General features: G+C 31.0%; 30 protein-coding genes. 15 read left to right on the top strand and 15 right to left on the bottom strand.

The genetic code is table 11. The features are described from left to right. Window positions 1-62 precede the first annotated feature (62 nt). From ACVC08_RS02455 to ACVC08_RS02420, 8 genes are all read right to left on the bottom strand, one after another. Complete coding sequence (locus ACVC08_RS02455) at window positions 63-446, bottom strand: hypothetical protein (protein WP_452600871.1); 384 nt, start codon at window positions 444-446, stop codon at window positions 63-65. 182 nt (window positions 447-628) lie between these two features. Next, complete coding sequence (locus ACVC08_RS02450; protein WP_452596912.1) at window positions 629-1465, bottom strand: ABC transporter permease; 837 nt, start codon at window positions 1463-1465, stop codon at window positions 629-631. 32 nt (window positions 1466-1497) lie between these two features. Beyond that, a complete protein-coding gene (locus ACVC08_RS02445) occupies window positions 1498-2394 on the bottom strand; it encodes an ABC transporter ATP-binding protein (RefSeq protein WP_452596911.1) in 897 nt (298 codons plus the stop codon). Between the two features lie 129 nt (window positions 2395-2523). Next, entirely contained in the window at window positions 2524-3030 is a 507-nt protein-coding gene (locus ACVC08_RS02440; RefSeq protein WP_452596910.1) for an IS1096 element passenger TnpR family protein, read from the bottom strand. A gap of 38 nt (window positions 3031-3068) precedes the next feature. After that, window positions 3069-4085 (bottom strand): COX15/CtaA family protein, encoded by a 1017-nt coding sequence (locus ACVC08_RS02435; RefSeq protein ID WP_452600870.1) that lies wholly within the window; start codon window positions 4083-4085, stop codon window positions 3069-3071. 24 nt (window positions 4086-4109) lie between these two features. Then, entirely contained in the window at window positions 4110-5528 is a 1419-nt protein-coding gene (locus ACVC08_RS02430; RefSeq protein WP_452600869.1) for a CCA tRNA nucleotidyltransferase, read from the bottom strand. A gap of 8 nt (window positions 5529-5536) precedes the next feature. After that, entirely contained in the window at window positions 5537-6100 is a 564-nt protein-coding gene (locus tag ACVC08_RS02425; protein WP_452600868.1) for an L-threonylcarbamoyladenylate synthase, read from the bottom strand. A 68-nt stretch (window positions 6101-6168) separates the two neighbouring features. Beyond that, window positions 6169-7356: a glycosyltransferase gene (locus ACVC08_RS02420; protein WP_452596906.1), complete on the bottom strand. Its 1188-nt coding sequence runs from the start codon at window positions 7354-7356 to the stop codon at window positions 6169-6171. 111 nt (window positions 7357-7467) lie between these two features. Between ACVC08_RS02420 and ACVC08_RS02415 the strand changes: the two genes are divergently transcribed. The 3 genes from ACVC08_RS02415 to ACVC08_RS02405 are packed head-to-tail and all read left to right on the top strand — an operon-like array spanning window position 7468 to window position 10005. Further along, window positions 7468-8544, top strand: coding sequence for a DegT/DnrJ/EryC1/StrS family aminotransferase (locus ACVC08_RS02415; protein ID WP_452596905.1), 1077 nt, complete (start codon window positions 7468-7470; stop codon window positions 8542-8544). After that, complete coding sequence (locus ACVC08_RS02410; protein ID WP_452596904.1) at window positions 8544-9161, top strand: NeuD/PglB/VioB family sugar acetyltransferase; 618 nt, start codon at window positions 8544-8546, stop codon at window positions 9159-9161. The genes ACVC08_RS02415 and ACVC08_RS02410 overlap by 1 nt, the downstream gene beginning before the upstream one ends. A gap of 16 nt (window positions 9162-9177) precedes the next feature. Continuing rightward, window positions 9178-10005 (top strand): glycosyltransferase, encoded by an 828-nt coding sequence (locus ACVC08_RS02405; protein WP_452600867.1) that lies wholly within the window; start codon window positions 9178-9180, stop codon window positions 10003-10005. Here ACVC08_RS02405 and ACVC08_RS02400 read toward each other — a convergent pair. Further along, window positions 9995-10897, bottom strand: a complete 903-nt coding sequence (locus ACVC08_RS02400; RefSeq protein ID WP_452600866.1) for a glycosyltransferase family 2 protein — start codon at window positions 10895-10897, stop codon at window positions 9995-9997. The two genes, ACVC08_RS02405 and ACVC08_RS02400, sit on opposite strands and share 11 nt — an antisense overlap. A 91-nt stretch (window positions 10898-10988) precedes the next feature. Here ACVC08_RS02400 and ACVC08_RS02395 point away from each other — a divergent pair, with 91 nt between their 5' ends. Then, window positions 10989-11927: a hypothetical protein gene (locus tag ACVC08_RS02395; protein WP_452600865.1), complete on the top strand. Its 939-nt coding sequence runs from the start codon at window positions 10989-10991 to the stop codon at window positions 11925-11927. On the opposite strand, the gene ACVC08_RS02390 is transcribed toward ACVC08_RS02395, so the two are convergent. Further along, complete coding sequence (locus ACVC08_RS02390; RefSeq protein WP_452600864.1) at window positions 11919-12986, bottom strand: glycosyltransferase family 4 protein; 1068 nt, start codon at window positions 12984-12986, stop codon at window positions 11919-11921. The two genes, ACVC08_RS02395 and ACVC08_RS02390, sit on opposite strands and share 9 nt — an antisense overlap. Continuing rightward, entirely contained in the window at window positions 12987-13733 is a 747-nt protein-coding gene (locus ACVC08_RS02385) for a glycosyltransferase family 2 protein (RefSeq protein WP_452599664.1), read from the bottom strand. A 102-nt stretch (window positions 13734-13835) separates the two neighbouring features. On the opposite strand from ACVC08_RS02385, the gene ACVC08_RS02380 reads away from it, so the two are divergent. From ACVC08_RS02380 to ACVC08_RS02370, 3 genes are all read left to right on the top strand, one after another. Continuing rightward, window positions 13836-14555, top strand: a complete 720-nt coding sequence (locus tag ACVC08_RS02380; protein WP_452600863.1) for a polysaccharide deacetylase family protein — start codon at window positions 13836-13838, stop codon at window positions 14553-14555. Between the two features lie 148 nt (window positions 14556-14703). Beyond that, on the top strand, window positions 14704-16293 hold the full coding sequence (locus ACVC08_RS02375; RefSeq protein ID WP_452600862.1) for a hypothetical protein: 1590 nt from the start codon (window positions 14704-14706) through the stop codon (window positions 16291-16293). A 12-nt stretch (window positions 16294-16305) separates the two neighbouring features. Beyond that, entirely contained in the window at window positions 16306-16905 is a 600-nt protein-coding gene (locus ACVC08_RS02370; protein ID WP_452600861.1) for a DUF6705 family protein, read from the top strand. Between the two features lie 71 nt (window positions 16906-16976). Here the strand turns inward: ACVC08_RS02370 and ACVC08_RS02365 are convergent, their stop codons facing one another. Continuing rightward, complete coding sequence (locus ACVC08_RS02365; RefSeq protein ID WP_452600080.1) at window positions 16977-17714, bottom strand: glycosyltransferase family 2 protein; 738 nt, start codon at window positions 17712-17714, stop codon at window positions 16977-16979. A 49-nt stretch (window positions 17715-17763) separates the two neighbouring features. Between ACVC08_RS02365 and ACVC08_RS02360 the strand changes: the two genes are divergently transcribed. Then, window positions 17764-18369 (top strand): hypothetical protein, encoded by a 606-nt coding sequence (locus ACVC08_RS02360; RefSeq protein ID WP_452600081.1) that lies wholly within the window; start codon window positions 17764-17766, stop codon window positions 18367-18369. Between the two features lie 92 nt (window positions 18370-18461). Beyond that, window positions 18462-19295: a glycosyltransferase family 2 protein gene (locus ACVC08_RS02355; RefSeq protein WP_452600860.1), complete on the top strand. Its 834-nt coding sequence runs from the start codon at window positions 18462-18464 to the stop codon at window positions 19293-19295. A 118-nt stretch (window positions 19296-19413) separates the two neighbouring features. Here the strand turns inward: ACVC08_RS02355 and ACVC08_RS02350 are convergent, their stop codons facing one another. After that, entirely contained in the window at window positions 19414-19995 is a 582-nt protein-coding gene (locus ACVC08_RS02350) for a class I SAM-dependent methyltransferase (RefSeq protein WP_452600859.1), read from the bottom strand. A gap of 7 nt (window positions 19996-20002) precedes the next feature. Beyond that, window positions 20003-21073 (bottom strand): glycosyltransferase family 9 protein, encoded by a 1071-nt coding sequence (locus tag ACVC08_RS02345; RefSeq protein WP_452600858.1) that lies wholly within the window; start codon window positions 21071-21073, stop codon window positions 20003-20005. 120 nt (window positions 21074-21193) lie between these two features. Here ACVC08_RS02345 and ACVC08_RS02340 point away from each other — a divergent pair, with 120 nt between their 5' ends. Further along, window positions 21194-21955, top strand: a complete 762-nt coding sequence (locus tag ACVC08_RS02340) for a lipopolysaccharide kinase InaA family protein (RefSeq protein WP_452600857.1) — start codon at window positions 21194-21196, stop codon at window positions 21953-21955. 153 nt (window positions 21956-22108) lie between these two features. Here the strand turns inward: ACVC08_RS02340 and ACVC08_RS02335 are convergent, their stop codons facing one another. Beyond that, window positions 22109-22924 carry a 2,3,4,5-tetrahydropyridine-2,6-dicarboxylate N-succinyltransferase gene (locus tag ACVC08_RS02335; protein WP_452600856.1) on the bottom strand — a complete coding sequence of 272 codons (816 nt, stop codon included), beginning with the start codon at window positions 22922-22924 and terminating at the stop codon, window positions 22109-22111. A gap of 298 nt (window positions 22925-23222) precedes the next feature. Between ACVC08_RS02335 and ruvX the strand changes: the two genes are divergently transcribed. The 5 genes from ruvX (at window position 23223) to mazG (ending at window position 26032) form a co-directional block, all read left to right on the top strand. Continuing rightward, window positions 23223-23633, top strand: a complete 411-nt coding sequence (ruvX, locus tag ACVC08_RS02330) for a Holliday junction resolvase RuvX (protein ID WP_452600855.1) — start codon at window positions 23223-23225, stop codon at window positions 23631-23633. An 11-nt stretch (window positions 23634-23644) separates the two neighbouring features. Further along, on the top strand, window positions 23645-24235 hold the full coding sequence (def, locus tag ACVC08_RS02325; RefSeq protein ID WP_452600224.1) for a peptide deformylase: 591 nt from the start codon (window positions 23645-23647) through the stop codon (window positions 24233-24235). Window positions 24236-24291: 56 nt separating this feature from the next. Further along, window positions 24292-24711, top strand: a complete 420-nt coding sequence (locus tag ACVC08_RS02320; RefSeq protein ID WP_452600854.1) for a DUF5606 family protein — start codon at window positions 24292-24294, stop codon at window positions 24709-24711. A gap of 144 nt (window positions 24712-24855) precedes the next feature. Next, the gene (locus ACVC08_RS02315) at window positions 24856-25140 is read left to right on the top strand and encodes a hypothetical protein (protein WP_452600226.1); all 285 of its coding nucleotides are present in this window, start codon (window positions 24856-24858) and stop codon (window positions 25138-25140) included. A gap of 118 nt (window positions 25141-25258) precedes the next feature. Beyond that, window positions 25259-26032: a nucleoside triphosphate pyrophosphohydrolase gene (mazG, locus tag ACVC08_RS02310; RefSeq protein ID WP_452600853.1), complete on the top strand. Its 774-nt coding sequence runs from the start codon at window positions 25259-25261 to the stop codon at window positions 26030-26032. Window positions 26033-26266: the final 234 nt, after the last annotated feature.

Raw genomic sequence — 26266 nt, 5'->3', positions numbered from 1 at the left:
TTTAAGCGAAGGGTTTTCTTTTCAAATTTAAAAAATACTATTTTATATCTTACGAATACGAACTATATCCATCCAACAAAGAAATACTCCCAATCTGTAGTAGAATCACATCTAACCAATTGACCATTTATGGTAACAAATCCTTTTATTACAACTCGCCACTCAAAACACTCTAAGCTAGTATCTCCATAGCTAGGATTATCAAAATTATATTGAAGAATTAATTCATCATCATTAACCATGTCAATTGGAAATTGGAATGTACCTACTTCATATTCACCATAGGGGCAAGGTGTATTAATATCTTGTTTAAGTTCAATCCATGCATTTAAACTAAAAGGAATTGGAGATTCTCCAATATCCCAATTAAAATGATAATAAATTTCATCTGGAGCATTGGGTAAAATTATATTCTCTTTGAACATTTCTACAGATAAATCAGTCAAACAAGAAATAGGAGTTGGCAGTTGTTTGTTTCTATCTTGAACTACTTCTTTTTTTTCTATGCCAAAATTATCAGTTTCAATACTTTCGGAATTACAAGAAGCGAAAATTACTATTGTTAAAAAATAGATTGCCTTTTTTTTCATCTTTTAATGTATTGTATGAATAATTGTTCCTGAAGGTCTTATAAATCTCGTGTTTTTAATAATCTATAAGAGAAGAATATAAAAATACTAGTCCATGCCAATACTATTAATATTTGATACCAGTGTACTGCATAATCAAAATTAAATTGTTCTCCTACTTGGTTTGCAATTTCCTTAACTGCTCCTAATCTAGAAAAAGGCTCTTTTATTAAGTTAGACATTGATTCTAGTGGGAAAAATTGTGTGATAGAACCAGCAATTTCTTTTGTGCTTTCAAATTGAAAAGTAAGTAAACCATAGGCTATTTTTTCTATAACATACCAAACAAATAGAAACCCTAATGCAAAAGCAGAACGCTTAATAAGTATTCCTAAAAACAAACAGAAAGAAAAGAAACCTATTAATTTTATAAAGAATGCTAATAAGTATTCTAAATCTGAAAACACATGGTAGGTTTCAGTAATACTAGAAAAACCATACCCTAAAAAGAGAGAGACAATAAATACAAAAAGAGTAGATATTAAAGCAAATACTGCTACTGTTATAAATTTTGAGGCAATAAACTCTTTTTTGCTTAATCCGTCTATTAAGTTTTGTTTAATGGTTTTATTACTATACTCATTAGCCATCATAGATACTATAACTATGGCTAAAAAGAATTTAAGTGAGGCAGCAATATAAGTATTAAAGTGCCAGATATATGGGAAATTAAAAATTCCTTGTTCTGCTAAGTGAAATTTAATTGGCCCAATGTCGAATTTTATAGCAGCAATTAAGGCTATACAAGTTAAAAGGATAAAATAGGCAAGAATTAATACCTTACTGGCTCTATTATTCCAAAGTTTTATGAATTCTATATTTAAAAGTCGTAACATTATTTTGATTGGTTTTTTGAGATTGATGATTCTTATTTGTTGTCTGTAAGTTGAAGAAATTGTTCTTCTAAACTTTCTTTACGCATTACTAGGTGTGATAAATAAATGCCCTTATCTACTAGTTGTTTATTAAACTCTGAAGCAGACATAGGTTCACTTAAAAACGCTGTAATTAAATCACCTTCTGTTTTAGTATCCTTTATAGCTGGATGTGTATTTAAAAATGCAGTTAGTTTAGATGGTGCATCACATTTTAACTCAAAGAAACCATTACTGGAAATCATTTCGTCTACACGACCAGAGTATAATTTTTCTCCTTTTCTAAGTACAACAACATGAGAGCATACTTTTTCTACTTCATCTAAAAGGTGAGAGGCTAAAAGTATGGTTGTACCATTGCTAGCAATTTCGCGTATAATTTCTCTAATTTGGTGTATTCCTTGTGGGTCTAAACCATTAGTTGGTTCATCTAGTATTAGTATTTCTGGATCGTTTAATAAGGCAGAAGCAATAGCTAATCGCTGCTTCATACCTAAAGAGAATGTTTTGAATTTACTGTCTTTTCTTTCTAATAAACCAACAACGTCTAGTTTTTCGTTTATTTTAGAATCGTCAATGCCTTTTATTTTACAGACTAGCTTTAAGTTCTTATAAGCTGTCATGTATGGGTAAAAGTTTGGACGCTCAATTATTGCTCCAACCTTCTTTAAAGCATCATGTGTAGTGGTGTTTCCTTCAAACCATTGGAATTCGCCAGAAGTTCTATTTACTACATTTAATGCAATACCTAATGTTGTCGATTTTCCACTTCCGTTGGGTCCCAAAATGCCATAAACATTGCCTTTTTGTATAGTGAATGATAAATCTTTTACAGCAGTAAGATAGCCGTATTTTTTTGTTAGGTTTTTAATTTTTAGAATGGTTTCCAAGATGTAAGAGTTTTTTGATTGATTTTAAAGTAAGACGACTAATGTTAATTTTTGTTACAATTTATAAATAAAAAAATGCATTCTTTATGGAGAATGCATTTTTTTATTTTTGGTATTTAGTGACTTTTATTAATTCCAATTCTCATTAAAATCTAGATTGTCATAATCATCAATATTAAAGTCGTCATCCAAATCTTCGTCACTTTGTGCTTCAAACAGTTTTTCTGGAGCACTATCTGGTACTTGTCCTTGTACAAACATTAAATTGGGGTAATCTACTCCTTCATTTTCTTCTGCTATTTCTGCCAGTTCAACAAAGAAAGTCCACATGTTTAAAAAGTCGTAAACATAGATTAGTTTAGTTTGCGCTTCGTGTACAGTATCATCTAGAGCAGTTTCATTCATTAAGCGTACTTGGTTTCCTGTTTCGCTCATATCGAACAGGGAAATTTCTTCGCCTTGGTTCCACTCGTCGTCGCTAATATAAAAAGAAGCCATTTCTGTGCCATCAAAACCAAAAGACTGTGTTATAATGTTATGTAGGTCTTCTAGCGTATCCGTTTCGCGTATTTCTAAATCGCGAAAAATATCTTCATCTGTGTCGTTGTCAAGGATGACTCTAAATCTATAAATCATTGTGGAAAATTAAGATTGCAAAGATAAAGGTTTTTCAATTATTTACTAAAACGATGTAAAGTAAATGTCATGGCACTTAATAAGAAAAAAGCTCCAACTTGGTGTGCTACTCCTAACCAAACTGGTACGGCCAATATTAAAGTTAAAACGCCTAATAAAAATTGAATTCCAACAAGGATTAATAAACTATTAACGCCTTTAACTTGAAATCTTGTTAAGGTCTCTTTTTTTGTTTTATACCATATAAAACCTATTAAAAGCACAACAATATATGCTAACATCCTATGAGTAAATTGTACACCACTACGACCTTCTATAAAGTTTTTATATACTGGTGTTTGTTCTATATATACCGTTTCGTGTATAAATTTACCTTCACTCATCATTGGCCAATGATTATGAATAAAACCAGCATCTAAACCAGCAACAAAAGCTCCGTAAATGATTTGTAATAGGAGTACTATTAACCCAACACGAATAATAGTTCTAAGTTTTTTATTGACTTCTTTTTTATTAGGAAATATTAAATCTAACGCAACCCAGAAAGTATAAGCAAAGGTAATAAAGGCCGTTGTTAAATGTGCTGCTAAACGAAAGTGACTTACATCGGGTCTATCTACCAATCCGCTCTTTACCATATACCAACCCAAAAAACCTTGAAATGCACCTAGACATAATAATATTATAGATTTTTTTATTGTTGCTTTTGTGAGTTGTTTTTTTATTAAAAAATATAAAAAAGGGAGAAAAAATACCAAGCCGATAAAACGACCAATAACACGGTGTAGCCATTCCCAAAAGTAGATGTCTTTAAAATCTTGTAGCGTAAAGTTATTATTTAGTTTTTGGTATTCTGGGTATTGCTTGTATAAATCGAAAGCAGCATTCCATTCTACTTCATTCATTGGAGGAATAGTACCAGAAATTAGTTTATAATTAGATATAGATAAGCCAGAGTGTGTTAATCTTGTAATTCCGCCTACAACGACCATTATAAAGATTAATAAACAACCTGTTAGTAACCAGTATATTACTCTTTTATTGTCTTTTTTCATAGTTATTACTCTTTTTCCAAATCTTTAATTATTAATTTTTAAACCCAAAGATTTTCCTTTTTCTAACATTAAATTAAAGGCCGCTTCGTGTTCGTTAGGTATTTCACCTTCTAAAATAGCTTCTTTAATAGCTTCCTTAATAATTCCTATTTCTCTGGATGGCTTTAAATTAAAGGCTTTCATTATTTCTTCTCCTGTTACTGGTGGTTGGAAATTACGGATACTATCTTTAGCTTCTACTTCTATAATTTTTTCTCGAACAATTTTAAAATTGTTATGATACTTTTTAAATTTTTTAGGGTTTTTAGTAGTAATATCAGCCTCACAAAGTGTCATTAAATCATCAACATAATCTCCTGCGTCAAAAACGAGTCTACGCACAGCAGAATCTGTTACTGTATCTTGAGCTAAAACAATTGGTCTAGAACTCATAAAGACTAGTTTTTGTACAAACTTCATCTTTTCATTTAGAGGCATTTTTAAACGTTTAAATAAATGGTATACCATTTTAGATCCTTCAAATTCATGAGCATGAAATGTCCAACCCACTTTTTTGCTAAAACGTTTTGTTGGGGCTTTTCCTATATCGTGTAATAAAGCAGCCCAACGTAACCAAACATCATCTGTATGCTTAGAAATATTGTCTACAACTTCTAGTGTATGGTAAAAGTTATCTTTGTGCTTTTGTCCCTCTACTTCATCGATGCCTTTTAAGGCTGTTAACTCAGGTAAAATATGCTGTAATAGTCCTGTCTGCTCCAATAATAGAAATCCAACAGAAGGTGTTTTGCTACTTAAAATTTTATTTAATTCAACAACAATCCGCTCTTTGGTAATAATTTTTATACGCTCGTTATTTCTTGTAATGGCATCTAACGATTCTTTTTCTATCGTAAACCCTAGTTGCGTAGCAAAACGAATACCTCGCATCATACGTAAAGGGTCGTCACTAAAAGTAATATCTGGATTTAAAGGCGTACGTATAATTTTATTTTTTAAATCTTCAATACCGTTAAATGGGTCTAATAAATCACCAAAGTTTGCTTTAGATAAATCTAGAGCTAGAGCATTAATACTAAAATCGCGGCGGTCTTGATCGTCTTGTAATGTACCGTTTTCAACAACGGGATTTCTACTGTTTTCTGTGTAGGATTCTTTTCTAGCGCCTACAAATTCAATTTCTACATCATTGTAACGTAGCATTGCTGTTCCATAGGTTTTAAAAATCTGAACTTTAGGTTTATTAGGTAGGTTTTTAGCAACTTGTTTCGCTAACGCAATACCACTACCAACAGCAACAACATCTATGTCTTTTGCATCTCCTCGTTGTAGCAAATAATCTCTAACAAATCCACCGATAACATAGCAATCTAAAGAGAGTTCTGCTGCAGATTTTGAAATAATTTGAAATATATTGTTTTGAAGGGCGTTTTTGTAATTCATTATATACTTTACTCGCGAATTATTTTTATACCACTATTATTACTTATTTTAATAATAGTTGAAGGTATGGCTGTACTTCCTTTTTCGCTAGGCAAATTTACGACATAATCTACACCTTTTAAAATAGCTTCATCTATTTCTTTAAAGGATTTAGGAGTTGGTTCTCCAGCAATATTAGCTGATGTAGAAACAAGAGGCCTGCCTAATTTTCGTATTAATCGTTGACAAAATTCATGATCTACAATTCGTATAGCTAAAGTATCATCGTTAGCGATTAGGTTTTCTGCCACTCCCGCAGGGTTATCGTATATAATTGTTGTAGGTTTTACTGCTAATTCTATAATGTTATATGCAACATTTGGTACATTGTCTACATGCCTTTCTAGCATACTATAATTGTTAACTAAACAAATCATGGTTTTAGATTCTGCCCGTTGTTTTAGTTTATATATTTTTCTTACAGCCTCTGCATTAGTTGCATCACAACCAATACCCCAAACTGTATCTGTAGGGTAAAGAATAATACCTCCTTTTTTTAATATTTCGAAAACTTTAAAAACTTCTTCTTTCATTGTTTTAATATTCAATTATGCTTTACTGTGTAATAAATGTTGGTTTTTGCAATTGTTTTTATATGTGTTTAACTGTAAAAGCGTTTCATTGTATTAATAAACGCAGCGCTTCCACTTTGGTTGATTATGTGGTTTCTAATTTTTTCAGGATTAAAATTGTACTCCTTATTTTTTATTTTCAACAAACTTTCACCAATAGATTGAGCATCTTTAAGAGGTATTAAAATACCGGTTTCTGGAGTTATAGAATCTTCAACACCTCCGCTTTTTGTTGCTATTACAGGTTTTCCGCAAAGCATAGCCTCACGAACAGCAACACCATACGTTTCGGCAACACTTGTAGATACAAAAACATCGCAAGCTTGTAGTTTTGTATTTATGTCTTCTCGACTTAGTTGAGGTAAAAATGTACACTTATCATACACATTATATTTTTTTGCTTGAAGTTCAAAATGAGAGCTGTTAGCTTTAGAAATATCATCGAAGGCATCGTTTCCAATAATTATAGCTTCAAAATCTGACTTGCATAGCGTTTGAAAAATCTCTAAGCTTTTAAAAAAAGTTTCAGAGTCTTTTATTAGCCCAGGATAGGTAATGGTTGTTATAGTGAATTTTTTATTAGCTGTGTTTGTACTTATTTTAAACTTTTTTTCATCCATTAAATTCCATATAATTTCTGGGTTACAATCAATTTGATTCATTAATATGCAACGTTTTTGGTGATAGCTTACCGCTCCAGTTTTATAGGCATTTTCTAAAGCTTTTTTCATGCCCTTTTGCACCTTGATGTTATAATGATTTAATAAAAACACTTGATGTTCAATAATTACAAATGGGAGATTATTAATTACAGATAGGGCATGCGCATAAATACCTCCATTAGCGCTACACTGAGCATGAATAAGTTCTGGCTGCCAATGTGTAGTTATAGCTTTAAAAGCTTTTTGATATTTACGTTTGCTCTTTTTAAGTTTTAGTTTTGCAGAGGTTTTTTTATAATGTAAAATCGGAAAGGCATAGGCTGTAGGTGTTTGTTTTAAATAGCTTGTATTTAGGGTGTTACTTTTTTTTAATAAGTTTATGAAGCTTTTTTTTAAATAGAGAAATAACCCAACTTCTTTTTCTATACCATATAGTACTTTAATATCAAACCCATTATTATTTAATAAACTTGCCTGCTCCCTAAAAAAAGAGCCAACAAGCTCATTATCCTTGTTTGGATACCAAGAAGGAATGATAAGTATTTTTTTTCTCATATTTAGAACTATTATAGTGTAAAATTATGCATTTTAGAGTTTAACTTTCTCAATTATAAATTATTTATTTTTTTAGTAATTATAGGCTTAAGTTTTTTATTTTTGTTAGTTATGATAAACGTAACGCAAACCTTTTTACCACCAATAGAGGAATTTGAAGGGATTTTAAAACGAGCTTGGGATAAAAAGTGGATGACTAATAGAGGGGAGTTGCTTCTGGAGTTAGAAGATAAGCTATCAAAATATTTAAAAGTCTCTAATTTTTTTATAACAACCAATGGTACTTTGCCTTTGCAAATAGCCTTAAAGTCGTTAGGTATAACAAAAGAAGTTATTACAACACCTTTTAGTTATGTAGCTACTACATCTGCAATTGTTTGGGAGAAATGTACTCCTGTTTTTGTAGATATTGAACAAGATATGTTAACTATTGATCCTGCTAAAATTGAAGCAGCCATAACTGAGCATACAGAAGCTATTTTAGCAACACATGTATTTGGGAACCCTTGCGATATTGAAGCTATAGAAACGATTGCAAGAAAACATAACCTTAAAGTTATTTATGATGCAGCACATTGCTTTGCTGTAAACTATAAAGGTAAATCTATATTCTCGTATGGAGATGTTATAACGACTAGTTTTCATGCTACTAAATTATTTCATACTGGAGAAGGTGGTGCTATTTTTATTCCTAATGAAACATTATATAAAAAATGTTATTACCATCATAATTTTGGACATAACGGACCTTTGGAATATTACGGGTTAGGAATTAATGCGAAAGCTTCAGAAATGCAAGCTGCAGTTGGTTTAAGCGTTCTACCATATATTGATGAAATTATTGAGAAAAGAAAAACATTAACATTGCTCTACGAGGAGTTATTAGAAAATAATTCTAATTTAAAATTTCCTCGTTTTAGGCCTCAAACAGATAGAAACTACTCTTATATGCCTGTTATTTTTGAAAATAAGCAGTATTTAGAGGCCGTCTTAGAAAAGTTAAAGTTATTAGAGATTTTTCCAAGGCGCTATTTCTATCCGTCATTGAATAAACTTCCATATTTGGAGAACTCTGTTAGTATGCCAATTTCTGAATCTATTTGTGACTGCATTTTATGTTTGCCTCTTTTTTATGAGTTAGAAAAAGAAGATGTAATTAAAATATGTAACTTAATTAATACATTATAATGGTAGTTATAGGTGCTAAAGGTCATGCTAAAGAAGTACTGCAAATACTGCATGAGCAGTTTGTTACCCCTCTTGTTTTTTTTGATAATGTTTCAGGCAATGAAATGCAAAACATGCTTTATGACGAATTTAAAATAATTACCAACTTCCAAGATTTAAAACACCACTTTGAAACTGTTAATCCTGTATTTTGTACAGGAATTGGTACCACAACAATAAAAGAAAATTTAGTAAATAAAATAGAAGCATTAGGAGGTGATTTTAAAACGATAATAGCATCTAATGCAAATGTTGGTAAGTTTAATGTATCTATTGGGCAAGGGTGTAATATTATGCAACGTGTATTTATTAGTAATTCTGTAAGTATAGGCAAAGGGTGTTTAATTAATTTTGATGTAGCATTGCATCATGATGTAACTATAGGCCATTTCTGCGAAATATCTCCAAGAGCAACCGTTTTAGGGCGATGTAAAATAGGTAACTACGTTTCTGTAGGAGCAAATAGTACTATTCTACCAGATGTAGTAATTGGTGATTATGCTATAATTGGGGCTGGAGCAGTAGTAACAAAGAATGTAGCGGCAAATACAACAGTTAAAGGTATACCTGCAAAATAAATTTTAAAAATAAAAGATGTCTAAACCATTAGTTTCAATAGCCGTATTAACATATAATCATCAAAAATTTATAGCACAAGCTATAGATAGCTTTTTGGCTCAAGAAACAACGTTCGATTTTGAAATTGTTATTGGAGATGATGCCTCTACAGATAATACTCAAGAAATTCTAAAAAGATATCAAGAAGAGTACCCTAATAAGTTTAATATTGCATACCATAAAAACAATATAGGGATGGTTCCCAACTTTGTAAACGTTATAAAATCTTGCAAGGGAAAGTATATTGCTTTTTGTGAAGGAGATGATTATATGCTTGATGAGAAAAAGCTTCAAACTCAAGTGGATTTTTTAGAAGCAAATAACGATTATGCCATTTGTTTTCATGAGGCTAAAATTTATGATGAGACAGAGGGGAAGTTAATAGACGATAATATTACCAATACAGAAAAAGATGATTATAGTTTAGACGACTTTTCTAAAGGTAACTTTATGCACACCCCAACTGTAATGATAAGAAACGATTTTACATTACCTGAAAAATTCAATACATTACCAATAGGAGATTGGCCTTTATATGTAACCATTTTAAAGGAAAGAAAAATTAAGAAATTAAAAAAAGTAATGTCTGTTTATCGTGTTCATGAAAAAAGTTCATGGTCTTCAAAATCTGAGATTTTTAGATGGGAAACTAGTATTACAGTTATTAATTACATATTAGATAATATACCTTTAAGCGATTTTCAAAAAGAAGGACTAAAACGAACCAAAAGAAAATTTAAAAAGAAGATTTTTAATAGTAAATATTCTATTTATAAACGTTTAAAAAGGATACTTAGAAGTTAATACTCTGTTTCTGCTTTAACGATTTGCACAAAGGTGCTCCTCTCCAAGCTAAACCAAGCATAAACCATTTTTTAGGCTTTAGTAAAAAAGTTAAACAATAATACCACTTGATAAAGCAGTATTTAGCATACGAGTAGTTTTTTTTAATAACATATATATGCGATAAAAAACCTTCCTTACTAATAACTTTAGACGTTCCAGTGCTTACACCTTGGTAATGTAATATTTTTGCTTCGGGAACTAAAACACTAGTATAACCTTCTTGCCTTAATCTAAAACAGATATCCATTTCTTCAAAATACAGAAAAATATTAGTATCGAATCCCCCAACTTTTGCAAAGACATCGCTTCTAAAAAACATAAAAGCACCATTTACAAAGTTTACAGTTACTGGCTCTGTATATTCTTTTTTACGTTTTGGGTGTGTTTTAGAAAAGTTCTTCTCTAAAAAACTACGTCCAAAAATAAGCTTTCTAATACCTTTATCATGATCAAACGAAATAACATGTTTGTTATGTTCATCGTAGTTTTGCGCTGTACAAACCCCAACTTTAGGATGTTGCTCCATATAATCATGTAAAATGCCTAAACAGTCGTTTTTAAGCATAGCATCATTATTTAAAAACAGGATGTATTTAGATTTTGCAAACTGAGCACCAAACATATTACCTCCTCCAAAACCTGTATTAATTATACTTCGGTGTAAAGAGACATTTTCTTGATTAGGGAAATTATTTTTTAAATGTTGGTAATCTGCCATTTCCGAATTATTATCTACAACAATAATATCTATAGTTAAGTGCTTAGCAGTGTAGTCTAATACAGACTGTATGCATTCTAAAGTATATTTTGCTGTATTGTAATTAATAATAATTACCGAGATATCATTCATAGATGCAAAATTAGATAAAATTAATTTGAATTTAATACATTTGTTTGCATCAATATTTTAATTGGTTTTATAGCAATTCTAAAAACGTAAAATGACAATAACAATTATAGCGCCATCTGCTTTTGGGTATACATCGCATATTCAAAAAGCATTAAATGATTATGATGGGGTAGAAGCGTCCATTTTATATTTAGATAAACCTGGATTTCAATATAGAAACTTAGGACATAAACTTCAAAATTTTGTCTCGAAGCTATTTGGTAAGAATTTAAAAAAGACTTTTGTTTTTGATAGAATTAAAAGAGAAATGGCAGCTATTGGTGCCCAAGATTCTATTTTTATTATTCGTCCAGATATGCTAGACGATAGCACATTACAATGCATAAGAGAAAAAACAGATAATTTTATAGCATATTATTACGACAGTACAAGGCGTTTTCCTAGAAAGCTAGACATTGTAAACTTTTTTGATACTATTTATAGTTACGATAAACAGGATATTAAAGAAAACGGTTTTAAACTACTTACTAATTATATTTTTGCCGAAAATAGTACAACTAATTACGACTATCAGTTTTTTAATATTTCTACAAACGACCACCGTTTTCCATTAATAGAAAATCTGGCAGGATACTTAAAGTCTAAAGGGTGGACGTACAACATTAAAGTATTTAATGGTACACCAATGCATGCTGAACATGTTGAAATTATTACCGAACACCAATCTATTGAGCAAGTAGAACGTATGATTTTAAAATCTAAAATTATTGTAGAAATACAGCGTAACGACCAAATAGGATTATCGTTTAGAATTTTTGAAGCACTAGGCTATCGTAAAAAGTTAATTACAACCAATACAGATATCGTTAATTACGATTTTTACAATCCACAAAATATATTGGTTATCGATGAAAATAATATTGAAATCCCTGAAGATTTCGTGAATTCGCCTTATGTAGAAATAGACGATGCTATTTTAGATAAGTATAGAATTAAAAATTGGGTAAAGCCTATTTTTGGTTTACAGTAGACTCCTATAAACATTCGCATATTCCAAAGCTGCAGTATCCCAATTAAAACTGTTAGCACGTTCTACATAGGCAGCCGTATATTTTGCCTTATTGCTTTCGTAAGTATGCATGCCGTTTTCAAAAACTGTTTTCATGTATTCTGGGTCAAAATTATCCCAATAAAAGGCATACTCTCCACCAATTTCTGGAAGCGACGTTAGGTTAGATAAAAACACAGGTTTACCAAAACGCATGGCTTCAATTGGCGGAATACCAAAACCTTCTAATAACGACGGAAATACAAAAGCAGCACAGTTTTGTAAATAGTATTGTTTTTCAATAGCATTAATAGTCCCTACAATATGTACACGTTGTTCCGTTTTTGTTTTAGCTATTGCTTTAGCTAATGTTGTTTTTGCATAATTACTCGTGTGGTGTCCAGCTAAAATTAAATCGTAATCTGGTAATAGTTCTAGCATCTCAACCAAAGTATGGACGTTTTTACGGGCATTTAAAGCCCCAATAAAAAATAAATACGGACGATTGGTTTTCTGTTTTACAGGATAGGTTTCTGTTTCCAAAAGTACTCGCATGGGGTTACCATTATAGATAACATGCTCAGGAACATTTGGTACATCAAAATATTTATGAGTAGACGCTTTAGCATATTCCGAAATATAGGTGATGGCACTACTTCTATTCAGCTTTTCAATAAACCGTTTATTGGTTTCATGGTTTAAATCACTAGAAACTTCAGCTATAAAGTTAACATCGTGTACTGTTAATACATACGGAATATTATGATGAGGTTCTATTTTTATGTTTTGGTTTAAGCAATGCCAAACATCATATTTCGTTCTAATTCTAAATAAAGGTTGTCTAGAAATAGAACGGTACGTTTTATATTTAAAATAATCACCAAATTCTTTTTTTAACGGCTTAGTATCTTTAGCATGCAACGTCATTTTAAAATCTGGAATATTGGCACGATACAACCCTTTAATTAAATGATAATTAAATTGACCAAATCCGTTATTAGGATTCTTTATATTATGAGATTCTAAAAAAATGTTCTGCATCTAATCTATTTTTCTGTACATAGCCCATAGCTGTATGTAGCGTTTATAAACCGAAAAGGCATGGACATAACAAATTATAAAACCTTCTTTACCATCTAAAATACCCAACCTTAAAAAGTATTGATGCATAAAGCGGTACCAAGGTCTAAATAAAAAGTGATATAGATTTGGGCGTACATTTTTTTTGTATAAAGCTTCGGCTTGCAGTTTGCTATACAGGCTTAATTTCTCGTTATAATTATCAAACGATTTGTACGTATGGTGATCTGCAGCATGTTTTAATAACCCAACTTTTTCGTTGGTTTCTATAGATTCATGAACAGGCTTACCGTTATATTTACAATAATTTTTATTGAATAAACGAACAGAAACATCAGTTTGAAAACCGCTATACTTTATTCGTTTTCCCATAAAATGAAAATTACGCTTTACACGATATGCTTTTAACGCGTCTTCAGAATTTATAGTGTCTACAATTTCGTTTGCTAAAACGTTAGGAATAGTTTCATCTAAATCGAAAAAAACAATCCAATCGTATGTTGCTTGCGAAATAGCATAGTTTTTTTGTTTCGAAAAATCTTCGAAGGGATGCTGTATAACTTTAGCTCCATTTTTTTTAGCAAGCTCAACTGTTCTGTCTGTACTAAAGGAGTCCACAATAATAATCTCATCGGCAAACGATAGGCTTTTTATATAGCTTTCAATATGTATTTCCTCGTTGTAGGTTATGGCTACGGCACTTATCATTTAAAGACGTTGGTTTTATTTAAGGATATTAAATAACACTTATTATATTTGTGTCAAAAGTAATGAATTTACTAAGATTTTATTAAAATAAATAATTCTACAATGCCAAAACTTCCAGTTTTAATGTATCACAATGTTAGTGAAGCTACTACCAATAGTGTAGGGCTTACAATTTCTATAGAAAAATTGGAAGAACAATTTAAGTTTTTAAAAGATAACGGCTATACAACGTTACATTTTAAAGATTTGCAGGCTTTAAAGGGGCCGAGTGATTATCCAGACAAAGCTGTAATTATTACGTTCGATGACGTGTATGTTAATCAATTTGAATATGCATATCCTTTATTACAAAAATATGAGCTAAAAGCCAGTTTTTACATTCCATTTCAATACGTTGGTGGTACCGATGACTGGAATGATGGCACAGAGCCTATTATGAGTGTTGCGCAGTTACAATCATTAGCTCCTGAAACTATAGAGCTAGGATTACATTCTTATGCACATGGTAATTATAGTGATATGTCTGTTGAAGACATACAAGAGGATTTCGATAAATGTAAAGCATTTATTGTAGAGCATAATCTAGAAATACACAACACACTAGCCTTTCCGTATGGTAAATTCCCTAGAAAAGGAGAGGAGCAATTAGCCTTTTTTAATACATTAAATAATAATAGAATTGCATATGGCTTACGTATAGGGAACCGTGTAAATACATTTCCGTTTAAAAATAATTACGAAGTACAACGTATAGATATTAAAGGCGAAGATAGTTTAGCTACTTTTAAGAAAAAGTTGAAGCGTGGGAAGGGGTGGTTTTAAAAAATACGTAGAAGTACGTATTGTATTTGTAATATAATACTGATATTTTCGATTACTCATTGAAAAAGTGTTTTTTACTTATTAAGACTTTTTTAAATATTATGAGTAAATATATTTATAGATGCTAATTTTAAGTAATATTATCCGTATGAAACAAAAGCTTAAACAGTATTTAAAAACCGGAATTCTCTTTTTTGGATTGTGTTTTTTTGCTGTAAATTGTCAAAAAGATGATGATTTAAAAGATTTAGAAATAGAGGGGAATAAAATAGAATCGCAATATAAAATATCAAAGTTTGGTAAAGTAAAATTATCTTCTAATACTAAGTTAAAAGTAAAATTAGAAAAGCTTACAGAAAAATTAGAGAAAAATAGACAAGCAAAAAACAAGACTTTATATTCAAGTAACTATGACTTCTACATAAACACAGATTACGCAACTTATATTGAAAATATAGATAAAACTTACCATTCTTACACATTTCTTATAGAAAGAGTAGAAGAAGTTGAGGTATTAGAAAATTTGCTAGTGTCTCTACAACCAGATGGAAGTTATAAAACAATGTTTATAACATATAATATTACAGCTCAAGAAAAAGAAGAATTTTATAATGGAATTCCTTTCGATCTCGAAAATACAGTAGAAAGTTATACAATAAATGATTCAGGATTGATTACTGATATTTTTAATAAAGAAACCGCATGTCCACGAGTTATATTAGATTGTTGTTTATGGGGAAATCCTAAACATCCTTTTGGTATTATTGCAGAAGAGCCAGGTGTTTTAGGAGATAGATGTCCTCAACATGGTACTTGCTATTATGATGGAGTATGTGAAGGCGATGGAGGAGGAACAGTAAATATGGGAGATACTGATGGTACAGAAGACCCCAGTAATACCAATACAGATACTACAAACCCTAACGGAGGAGGAAATCCAGAAGATGCTACAACGCCGACTCCTCCATGTAGAGGAGACGATTGTCCTCAAGAATACGATCCTATCCATCAAAAGAATTGTGAGGAGCTTCAAGCGCTATTAGATGTCCATCCAGATTCTATACCTCCAAGCCTTAAAACCCTAAAAGAAGCTATTACAGAACTAAAAGGAGAATTAAGTGGTAAAACAGAGGAAGGGTTTACAATAAGAAAAACTTCGAGTTTTCCTCCTGCATTAGATGATGTACCCGAGAATAAAAGGGGTGAAGGATTTTGCAAATACGCTTCTTCTGCAAATGTTACAGGTGGAGTACACATTCATGTAGATAATTCACATCCAGATTTAGATTCAGATTACGAGCCTATGTTTTCACATGGAGATATTAAAGATTTGCTAGTTTTTACGCAAACTTACAATAACCCAAATAATCCACCAGATAGCTCTATATTTACTCATATTTTGGTAACTTATCAAGGAACGTATGCGCTAAAAATAAAAGATTTGATGAAATTACAATTTCTGAATAACATTATAGGTAGTAAGAGAGAGTATAAAAAGTTTAAGCGTCTTTTAGATAGTCAATTTAGACGAAAAACTGATCAGTTTGATAATCCAAATGGTACTCCTAAAGAGTACCAAATAATACTTCTTAGGCATATTAATATACAATATGATTTAGGTATTTCTCTATATAAAACTAAAGAAAACTCTACTGGAGAACCAGTTGGATGGGAAGAGTTGATTTTGTTGAATGGAGATACAGCTAATAGTGATATAAGATTAAAACCATGTAATTAATAAAAAATAAAAATGAAAAAAATATATATAATAGCATTTGTAATGTTAACCTTCGCATGCAAAGCACAAAATCCAATTATTGATATAGATGACAGGCAAACAGAATTGATAGATGGAGCTTATCTAAAAGATGTGTATAATGAATTAGATAAATTTGTAGGAACATGGCTATATACAAACGGTAGTACTTCTTTAAAAGTTGTATTTCAGAAAAAAACGCAGGTATTTAATGATAATTGGTATGAAGATTTATTAGTGGGAGAATATAAATATGTAGAGAATGGTGTTGAGAAAATAAATACGTTATCAAATTTAAATAACTTACAAGATGTATATGATCATAACCTTACAGGTTGTTTAATAATCTATAAAAAAGGTTTCCCAGGGTGTTCTAATTGTGAGATAGGAGAGAAACGAGTAAAAATAGATTTTAGCGACCCTAGTCTTAATCTAGAGCATTTGCCAGAGATGTATATGGGTTTACGTTTTTTAAATGAATTAGTTCCAAAAATGCAAATAGATTTTGCAGGAAAAGGAACTTCTGTTTTACCAGAAGGAGCAAACGGAGAACCTAGTTTACCTTTTGGGCGTTATGTTTTAGTTAAGCAATAATATTAAGTTCTAAAGTAGGGAAATGCGTTTCAGTTTTTTGCTGAAGCATTTTTTATTGGTATTTATATATTCTAACGAATGCCTTTCTGCAACAATATCAACTTAACATATCTAGAGAAAACACCATAAGCATTTATAGTAGCAACCGTTAAACCAGGAATACCATCCATAAAACCGCGACGTAATATATAACTGCTAAAAAAACGATAGAACGGTTTAAAAGCTAAATGAAAATAGGTGGCTTTTTTTCCTTTTTTAAGCATCTGCTCTGCTTGAAACCAAGCATAACTATCCTTTTTACTTATATAATGCATTAAGCCTTTATACGTGTAGTGCAATACAGGGTTTTTTAGCTTACCAATAGACCCCTCTACAATGAGTTTTTCGTGTACACTCCCTTCAAAACGACAACGTTCTCTAATAACTAATCGTGTCACATCGTCACTATGATGATACAGAAAACGATTCATATAAAAATGAGGGAAATTAAGTTTATAACCGCTATGTTTTCCAGAGTTCATGGCCTTTAAAATTTCTTGTTTTAAAGCATAAGGAATACGTTCATCTCCATCTACAAACAATACCCACTTTCCAGTTGCAAATTGTAAAGCATGATTTTTCTGATTAGAAAAATTATCGAACTTTCTAGAAAGTACTTTGCAACCAAAATTCTCGGCAATTTCAACAGTGTTGTCTGTACTTAACGAATCTATAACAATAATTTCGTCTGCAAACTTAACAGAATAAAGAGCATCTTTAAGATAAAGTGCTTCGTTATAAGTGGGTATAATTACAGAGAGTTTTGTCATAACAATTTCAAGCACAAACTTACTAAAAAACTTTATCTTTGTTGCTTATATGACAAAAATAGACACAACAATAATATTAAGCGATGCTTATGGTTTTGAACATTTAGAAACCACATTATATGGCTATAATAATCAAGCCTATCGTTTATTTGAAGTTATTATAGTAACCGAGAATAATACAGAAGCCATTACAAAGATTGTTAATAGTATTGCAGAGCATGTATTTTTTGAAATCCATATACAACCCAAAACAACGGTTATAGGTTATAGTAATACAGAATATTTAATTTTTTCAAATACAAATACTATACCTAGAAAAGATTTTATAGAGCAGCATGTAGCAAAGCGTGAAGAAGGGTATTTTATAACAGGTAAAACTAAACTATTTAGCGATGCCCCTAGAATTGAAAGCACTGCTGTTTATAGAGAAGATTGTTTCGATTTTAATTGGCTTAGAGAAAATGGCTTAGATGTAACAGAACGAAAAAACACAATGATTTGTAACACATCGGCTTGGAAAACAAATGCACAACAATTAGATATAGAAGCACTTTTTAGCACTAAAAATAAACTAGAGTTACATTTAAAAAGTTGTTCTCTTAAAGCTAAAACACTACGAAATAAATATATATGCGTACATTTGCAAAGCAAATAATTAACGACATTAAATTATAAAGTTTCTGTCTTCACGGAAACAATAAAATATAAAATTTCCACCGACGTGGAAATGACAAAATAAAATTTAACATGAAGGATTTACCAATATCTGTAATAGTTAGTACTTATAATTCTGAAGACTATTTAAGTAAAGTGTTACAGAGTTATAAAAATCAAGATTATACTAATTTTGAAGTTATAGTTGCAGATGATGGCTCTCGCGAAACGACTAAAGTTTTAATAGAGTCTTTTATGGAAGATTACCCAGTAAAATTGCGTCATATATGGCATGAAGATAAAGGCTATCGTAGACAAGAACTATTAAATAAATGTATTGTACAAACAGAGTACGATTATATTTTAATGACAGATGGCGATTGTATTGCTCGACCAGATTTTGTGTCTACACATGCTAAATATGCCGAAAAAGGATTCTTTTTATCTGGAGGCTATTGTAAATTAGATAAACCAACAAGTGATGCAATAGCATTAAGTGATATAGATAGTGGTGACTGTTTTAAACCTAAATGGCTAAAAAAACAAGGTGTTTTAGGAAAAAAACAAGAACTAAAGCTAAGTGTTGGTGATAAGTTAGCAAACTTTTTAGACGTTGTTACACCAACAGGCGCAACGTTTAATAACTGTAATTCTAGCGCTTGGAAAGCAGATTTAATAGCTATAAATGGTTACGATGAGCGTATGCAATATGGTGGGCCAGATAGAGAATTAGGAGAGCGTTTGGTAAACCTTGGTATAAAAACAAAACAGATTAGATATAAAGCTATTTGTTTACACTTAGAACACCCTAGAGGTTATAAAACTAAAGAATCGTTAGACAGAAATTTAGCCATAAGACGTAATACAAAATACAATAAAGTGATAAAAACACCTTATGGTATAGAAAAGTTAGAGGTAAAAGAGTAAGCTTACATTTAATACAAAAAGAAGTGAACGTCGGTTCGAGTGATTCCGATAGCTATCGGAATTGTATCGAGAACTCATTTTATGAACTCAACTCTCTCTAAATGTATAATAGTTAAACTTACAATTTTCTGTAAGTTCCTATTTTCCAATACGTTTTTTCTTCGTCTGTAGTTACAGTTTCAAAATCTAGTTTTTTAAGTTGTGGGTTGTCATCAAAATACTCCCAACAGCCTAAACCTTCTCTGTAAATAGAAATAACTAAAATGCCATTGTCGTTTAAATGCGATAATACGGTTTTTAAAACATTAGCCTTTTCAGTTTCGTGTATGTAATAAAAAGCTTCGTTAAACACAATAACATCGTAGTTTGCTTCTGGAATAAATGTGTGTATATCTGCGCAAACAAACTTAGAGTTTTTTAACTGTTTTTTGTTAGCTTTTTTTATGGAGACAGACGAGAAGTCCATACCATAGAAAAAGTTGAAATCTGTGTCTTGTAGATTTTCTAGTAAAATACCCTCTCCACACCCTAAAGCTAAAATATCCGAACCACTTTTACCATGTTTACCAATATTATTGGCTATAGTTTGGTATCTAATACGTTCTCTTTCATTTTTTAAGTTATCCCAACGACCATTTCTGTATTGTTTATTCCAGCGTTGTTTACGTCTCCAGTTATGAAATTTATCTATAATATTCATGTAATGCTTAATGCTTCTTAAGGTGGTTATTTAAAAATACTTTCAACTTTGGTATAATTAACTCGGGCGTTAATTGTTTATACATATAAGTTGGGTCTTCTTCAATTTTTCTGCGTTCACTTCTATCTTTAGAAAACAAATCGGGTTTTTCCTCTAGTAAATGTATAGACGTATGCATTGTTCCATCTTCAAAACTAGCCCAATGCTCTTTTAAAACATAAGGAGAAAAAATTGTAAATGTTGGTTTGTTTAATGCTTTAGATATGTGTATCGTTCCGCCCTCATTACCAACTAATAATGTACACTTATTCATTAGTGTTATAAAACCACGAATACTATCTTCATAAATATCTATAACAATATTGTCTTTATCTGCACATTGCTCGTATATAGATAAAGCATCCTCTTTTTGGTGTGGCGCATAATTAAAAAGGACATTTACATTATAATGTTTTGTAATGTAATCTATAATAGTAACAATATATTCATAAGGCATAGATTTTTGAGGCGTACTACCTAAAATTCCTAACATTATAAACGGTTTGTCGTATTTTTCTAGTTTATCATACAATTGCTCTTGAGCAGTTAATGTAATTTGTGGTACTTCGTCTATGGTTATTTTAGAACAATCAAAAACAGACGTTATCATATTAATACGGTCCTCAATGGCTTTTCCGCAGTTTTTAGATTTCTGTTTTAAAAAAGAAATATTGTGAGTATAAAATTTTAACGGTGGGTTTTTTTCTCGTTTTTTAAATCCAATGCGCATAGGTGCTTTAGAAAACAAGCAAATTAATCGACTTTGCATTTTTGCGTAAGGATCGAAAATAATATCGTATTTACGTTTTTTAATGGTTTTTATTAAAGCGAGTAGGTTTCCTATTTTCTTTAATTCGGCGTCATTAATAACAATAATATTATCAATATTAGGATTGTTTTCAATAACACCAGTAGTATAATCGTAAACTAAATAATCTATAGTGCTTTCGGGATATAGTTTTTTCATATTCTGCGCAATTACAGAAGCGATTAATACATCTCCAATACGTTTGTTTTGTATAACTAAAATGTTTTTCATACTCATTTCCCTATAATTAGGGAATCTATGCTAGTTAATTGGTGTCTGTACGCAAAATATTATTTTTTCGGCTTTTATTAAAATTTAGTTTCACATATCTTTGAAAAATAACCGCATTATATGAGTATTGTACACATCCATCCAAAATACAAACATTTAAAAACAGAACTGTTAGACAGTATTGCACATTTTGAAACTAAAGGAACGTACATAACTAAAGGCGAACGTAATGTTATAAAAAGCTTTGCAGTAGCAGACGAAACCATTAATATAAAATCGTTTAAAACACCTAAAGCTTTTAATAGTGTTATATACAAGCATGTTAGGAAGTCTAAAGCTAGGCGCTCTTTTGAGTATGCTAAACGACTTACAGAAGCTAATATATTAACACCATTTCCCATAGCATATATAGAAAATACAAATGCAGTAGGCTTAAAATCTAGCTACTACATTAGTAAGCATGTGGATTACGACTTAGATTTTAGAGTGTTAATACATAATCCATTATATCCAGAACGAGACAAGATTTTAAAACAGTTTACTGCCTTTACTTATAAACTACACGAAAATAATATTAACTTTTTAGACCATTCTCCTGGTAATACACTAATTGTAAAAAAGGACAACGGGTATGATTTTTATTTAATAGATTTAAATAGAATGCGTTTTGAAACCATGAGTTTATCAAAACGTATGGATAACCTTAAGCGATTATGGCTCTCTAAAAAAATGATTAGAATTATAGCTAAAGAGTATGCCAATTTAAGTGGAGAATCTTTTGAGACTGTTTATAATTTACTATTAGACTCTTCAAGACAATTTAAATTAAAGATTAACAGAAAGAAACGTTTTAAAAGGAAGTATTTGAAGAAGAAAAAATAGGTTTACGAATAACCATGCATGAAATTATAGTATTGGTAAACTGAGTATAATTGCGAACTCTATAAAAAAATGCTCCAAGATTAAAGAAAAACTTTAAAACTTGGAGCTTATATTTTATCTCCTACATAGTTTGATACAGCGTAAGACTAAACACTAAACGGCTACATTATGCTCACGTAACGCATCATTTAAAGAGGTCTTTTTATTAGTACTCTCTTTACGCTTACCAATAATTAAAGCACAAGGTACATTATAATCGCCCGCTGGGAAAGATTTTGTATAACTACCAGGAATTACTACAGAACGAGCAGGCACGCGACCTTTCATTTCTACAGGTTCGTCACCAGTAACATCAATAATTTTAGTAGAAGCCGTTAAAACTACATTAGCACCTAAAACCGCTTCGGTTTCTACATGCACACCTTCCACAACAATACAACGCGACCCTATAAACGCATTATCTTCAATAATAACAGGAGCAGCCTGTAAAGGCTCTAAAACACCACCAATACCAACACCACCAGATAAATGCACATTTTTTCCAATTTGTGCACAACTACCAACAGTAGCCCAAGTATCTACCATAGTCCCTTCATCTACATAAGCACCAATATTAACATAACTAGGCATTAAAATAGTACCAGCCGAAATATAAGCACCATGTCTAGCCACAGCATGAGGCACAACACGAATCCCTTTTTCTTTATAACCCGTTTTTAAAGGAATTTTATCATGAAACTCAAAAATACCAACCTCAAGCGTTTCCATTTTTTGAATAGGAAAATATAAAACCACAGCTTTTTTTACCCACTCATTAACTTGCCAGCCATTTGCAGTAGGCTCAGCTACACGAAGTGTACCTTCGTCCAATAAACTCACTACTTTTCTAATAGCAGTAGTCGTTTCGTCGTTGTTTAACAATGCTCTGTCATTCCAAGCATTTTCAATAATTTGTTGTAAATCGTTCATTTCAATTTTATTTATTATCCCTTACGCAGGTTAAAAATCGTATAATTTTATTTTTAGGGGTATGCCCTAAAGGTTAGGCTATTACAGCTTACTTTTTTAATTGTAACAGTTTCATAAAAAAACAAAGCTATATTTATTTTATAGAATATATTTTACATTAAACCATTATATCAAACCAAGTACAAAAAAGAGCTTTAACAAATTGCGCTATCCTTGACGCAAATATAGTTTCAATTTATAATTTGGCATAATATTTATTATGTACTAATTAAACCTTAAATTTGCACAAAAATTAATAATGGCTCAAATTCTAGCAATAGATTATGGTAAGGTAAGAACCGGTTTGGCGGTAACAGACGATATGCAAATTATTGCTTCTGGACTAACAACTGTGCCTACTAAAGAGTTATTAGAATTTTTAAAAACGTACACCAATAAAGAGGCGGTAGAGTTATTTTTAATAGGGGAACCTAAACAAATGAATAATGAAGCTAGCGAAAGCGAAGCTTTAATAGCGCCTTTTATAAGTCAGTTACGAACTTTTTTTCCGCAAATTCCCATTAAAAGAGTAGACGAACGGTTTACCTCTAAAATGGCAATGCAAACCATGATAAGTAGCGGATTAAAAAAGAAGCAGAGAAAAAATAAAGCATTAGTAGACGAAATTAGTGCCACAATAATATTGCAAAGTTACCTGTATAATAGATAAATTTTAATGTAATGATATTACCAATAGTCGCTTATGGCGATCCTGTTTTAAAGAAAAAAGCAACGGAAATAACAGCAGAATACCCTAATTTAAAAGAATTAGTAGACAATATGCACGAAACCATGTATGGCGCATACGGTTTAGGAATTGCTGCACCGCAAATAGGATTATCTATTCGTTTATTTGTTGTAGATGCTTCTCCATTTGCAGAAGATAAAGAGTTAAGCCAGGAAGAACGCGATTACTTAAATAACTTTAAACATACTTTTATAAACCCTGTAATTTTAGAAGAAACAGGAGAAGAGTGGGCATTTAACGAAGGTTGTTTAAGTATTCCAGATGTAAGAGAAGATGTGTTTAGAAAACCAAATGTAAAAATTGAATATTACGATTTAGATTTTAAAAAACACACTATAGAGTTAACAGGAATAGCAGCAAGAATAGTGCAACACGAGTACGACCATATTGAAGGTGTGTTGTTTACAGATAAACTGTCGGCATTAAAAAAACGTTTAATAAAAGGTAAACTAGCCAATATTTCTAAAGGAAAAGTAGGGATAGATTATAGAATGCGTTTTCCAAATCAAAAAAAGAAACGATAAAATTTGTTTAAAAGGAGCGAACACTAGATATTTGCCATCCTTAAAAAAGAATAAATATGGGATTAGATAAAATATTAGCAATAGCAGGAAAGCCAGGATTATACCAATTAGTAACACAAACACGTGGAGGTTTTATTGCGGAATCACTAATAGACAATCGTAAGATTTCGGTAGGAATACAACAAAATGTTAGTATTTTAAGTGAAATAGCTATTTATACTTTAACAGAAGAAGTGCCTTTAAGAGAGGTGTTTAAAAAAATAGAAGCTAAAGAAAATGGCGGGCAAACAAGCATTAGCCATAAAGATGGTAAAGATAAACTAGAAGAATACTTTTTTGAAGTATTACCAGATTATGATGAAGATAGAGTTTATGCTAGCGATATTAAAAAAGTAGTGCAATGGTATAATATGCTACAGAAAAATAATTTATTAAATCTTGAAGAAGAAGTTGTTACTTCAGACGAAGAAGAATAAGGTTTTAAGGAATAGCATAAAAAAAATCCAGATTTATTAATAAATCTGGATTTTTTTTATGCTAAATTGTATTATTGCTAAATGTTTTTTCTATCTTAGACTACTTTTTATTCTCTTTAGCACAGCAATAAAAATATATTAAACATGAAAAAATTATTCATTGTCCCTGCCCTTGTGCTATTATGTAGTTTTACAACTGTAGATACTGTAAAACCAGAAATTGAATCCTTAGAGATTACAACTTTAAAACTTCAAAATGGAATTATATGGGGCGAATGGTCAGAATGGTCAGATCCAGTTCGTAATTGTGGTTCTAGAAATAGAATTGGGTATGATTTAGGATCAAACTCAACGGTAATAGAATTTCAAGATCAAAATTGCCTGCCAGGAAATGACGATGGAATGCATGATCCAGATGGACCGCAATAGAGGTTAAAACCTTAGACATAAATTTACATACGAGCCTATTAAAATCTTAATTTTAATAGGCTCGTTTCTTTAGAAAACTTTATAGTAAGTAGTATTTTTGCTAAAATAATTAGATACAATGAATAGTAGAGCAGACCAATTAAAAGCCTTCGATCGTTTATTAACTATTATGGACGAGTTACGAGCGCAATGCCCATGGGATAAAAAACAAACCATGGAAACGTTACGCCATTTAACCATAGAAGAAACATACGAACTTGGTGATGCTATTTTAGATAACGATTTAGATGAGGTTAAAAAAGAAGTTGGAGATTTAATGCTGCACCTAGTGTTTTATGCAAAAATAGGTAGCGAAACTAATAGTTTTGATATAGCCGATGTTTGTAATAGTATTTGCGAAAAACTAATACATAGACATCCACACATTTATGGAGATGTAAAAGTAACAGATGAAGAAGATGTAAAACGTAATTGGGAACAATTAAAATTAAAAGAAGGAAAAACTAGTGTGTTAGAAGGTGTGCCCAAAAGTTTACCAGCTTTAGTAAAAGCAAATAGAATACAAGATAAAGTTGCAGGCGTAGGTTTCGATTGGGAAAAGCCAGAGCAAGTATGGGAGAAAGTAGAGGAGGAGTTAAAAGAATTTAAAACAGAAGTTGCAAAGGGAGATACAGATGCTATAGAAGATGAATTTGGCGATGTTTTATTTTCTATGGTAAATTATGCTCGCTTTTTAAAAATAAATCCAGAGAATGCTTTAGAGCGTACTAATAAAAAATTCTCTAAACGCTTTCAATATCTAGAAGCCAAAGCAAAAGAAATGAATAAGGATTTAAAGGATATGACTCTTGCAGAAATGGATATTTTTTGGGAGGAGGCAAAAAAACTTTAATTTTTTTAATATTAAATAATCCAAAATTGTTTTTGATGCGTATATAAAACAAATGACATCAAAACTTTCATAGAGAATTGGTTAATAGCATAAACTTAAAAATGGTGTCATTTTAACAATAGAATTATTTCTTATTAAGCGAAAAAGAAATAATCGGTTAGTTTAGTTAGGGGCCAAAATCCTACTTCCTCCCTCAGGAAGTAGGATTTGGTTTTTTTATGACATTCTTAATGT

The sequence above is a fragment of the Pontimicrobium sp. MEBiC06410 genome (genome assembly GCF_053601615.1).
The sequence above is the reverse complement of the archived record's forward strand: the minus strand, read 5'-3'. Positions and strand labels throughout refer to the sequence as shown.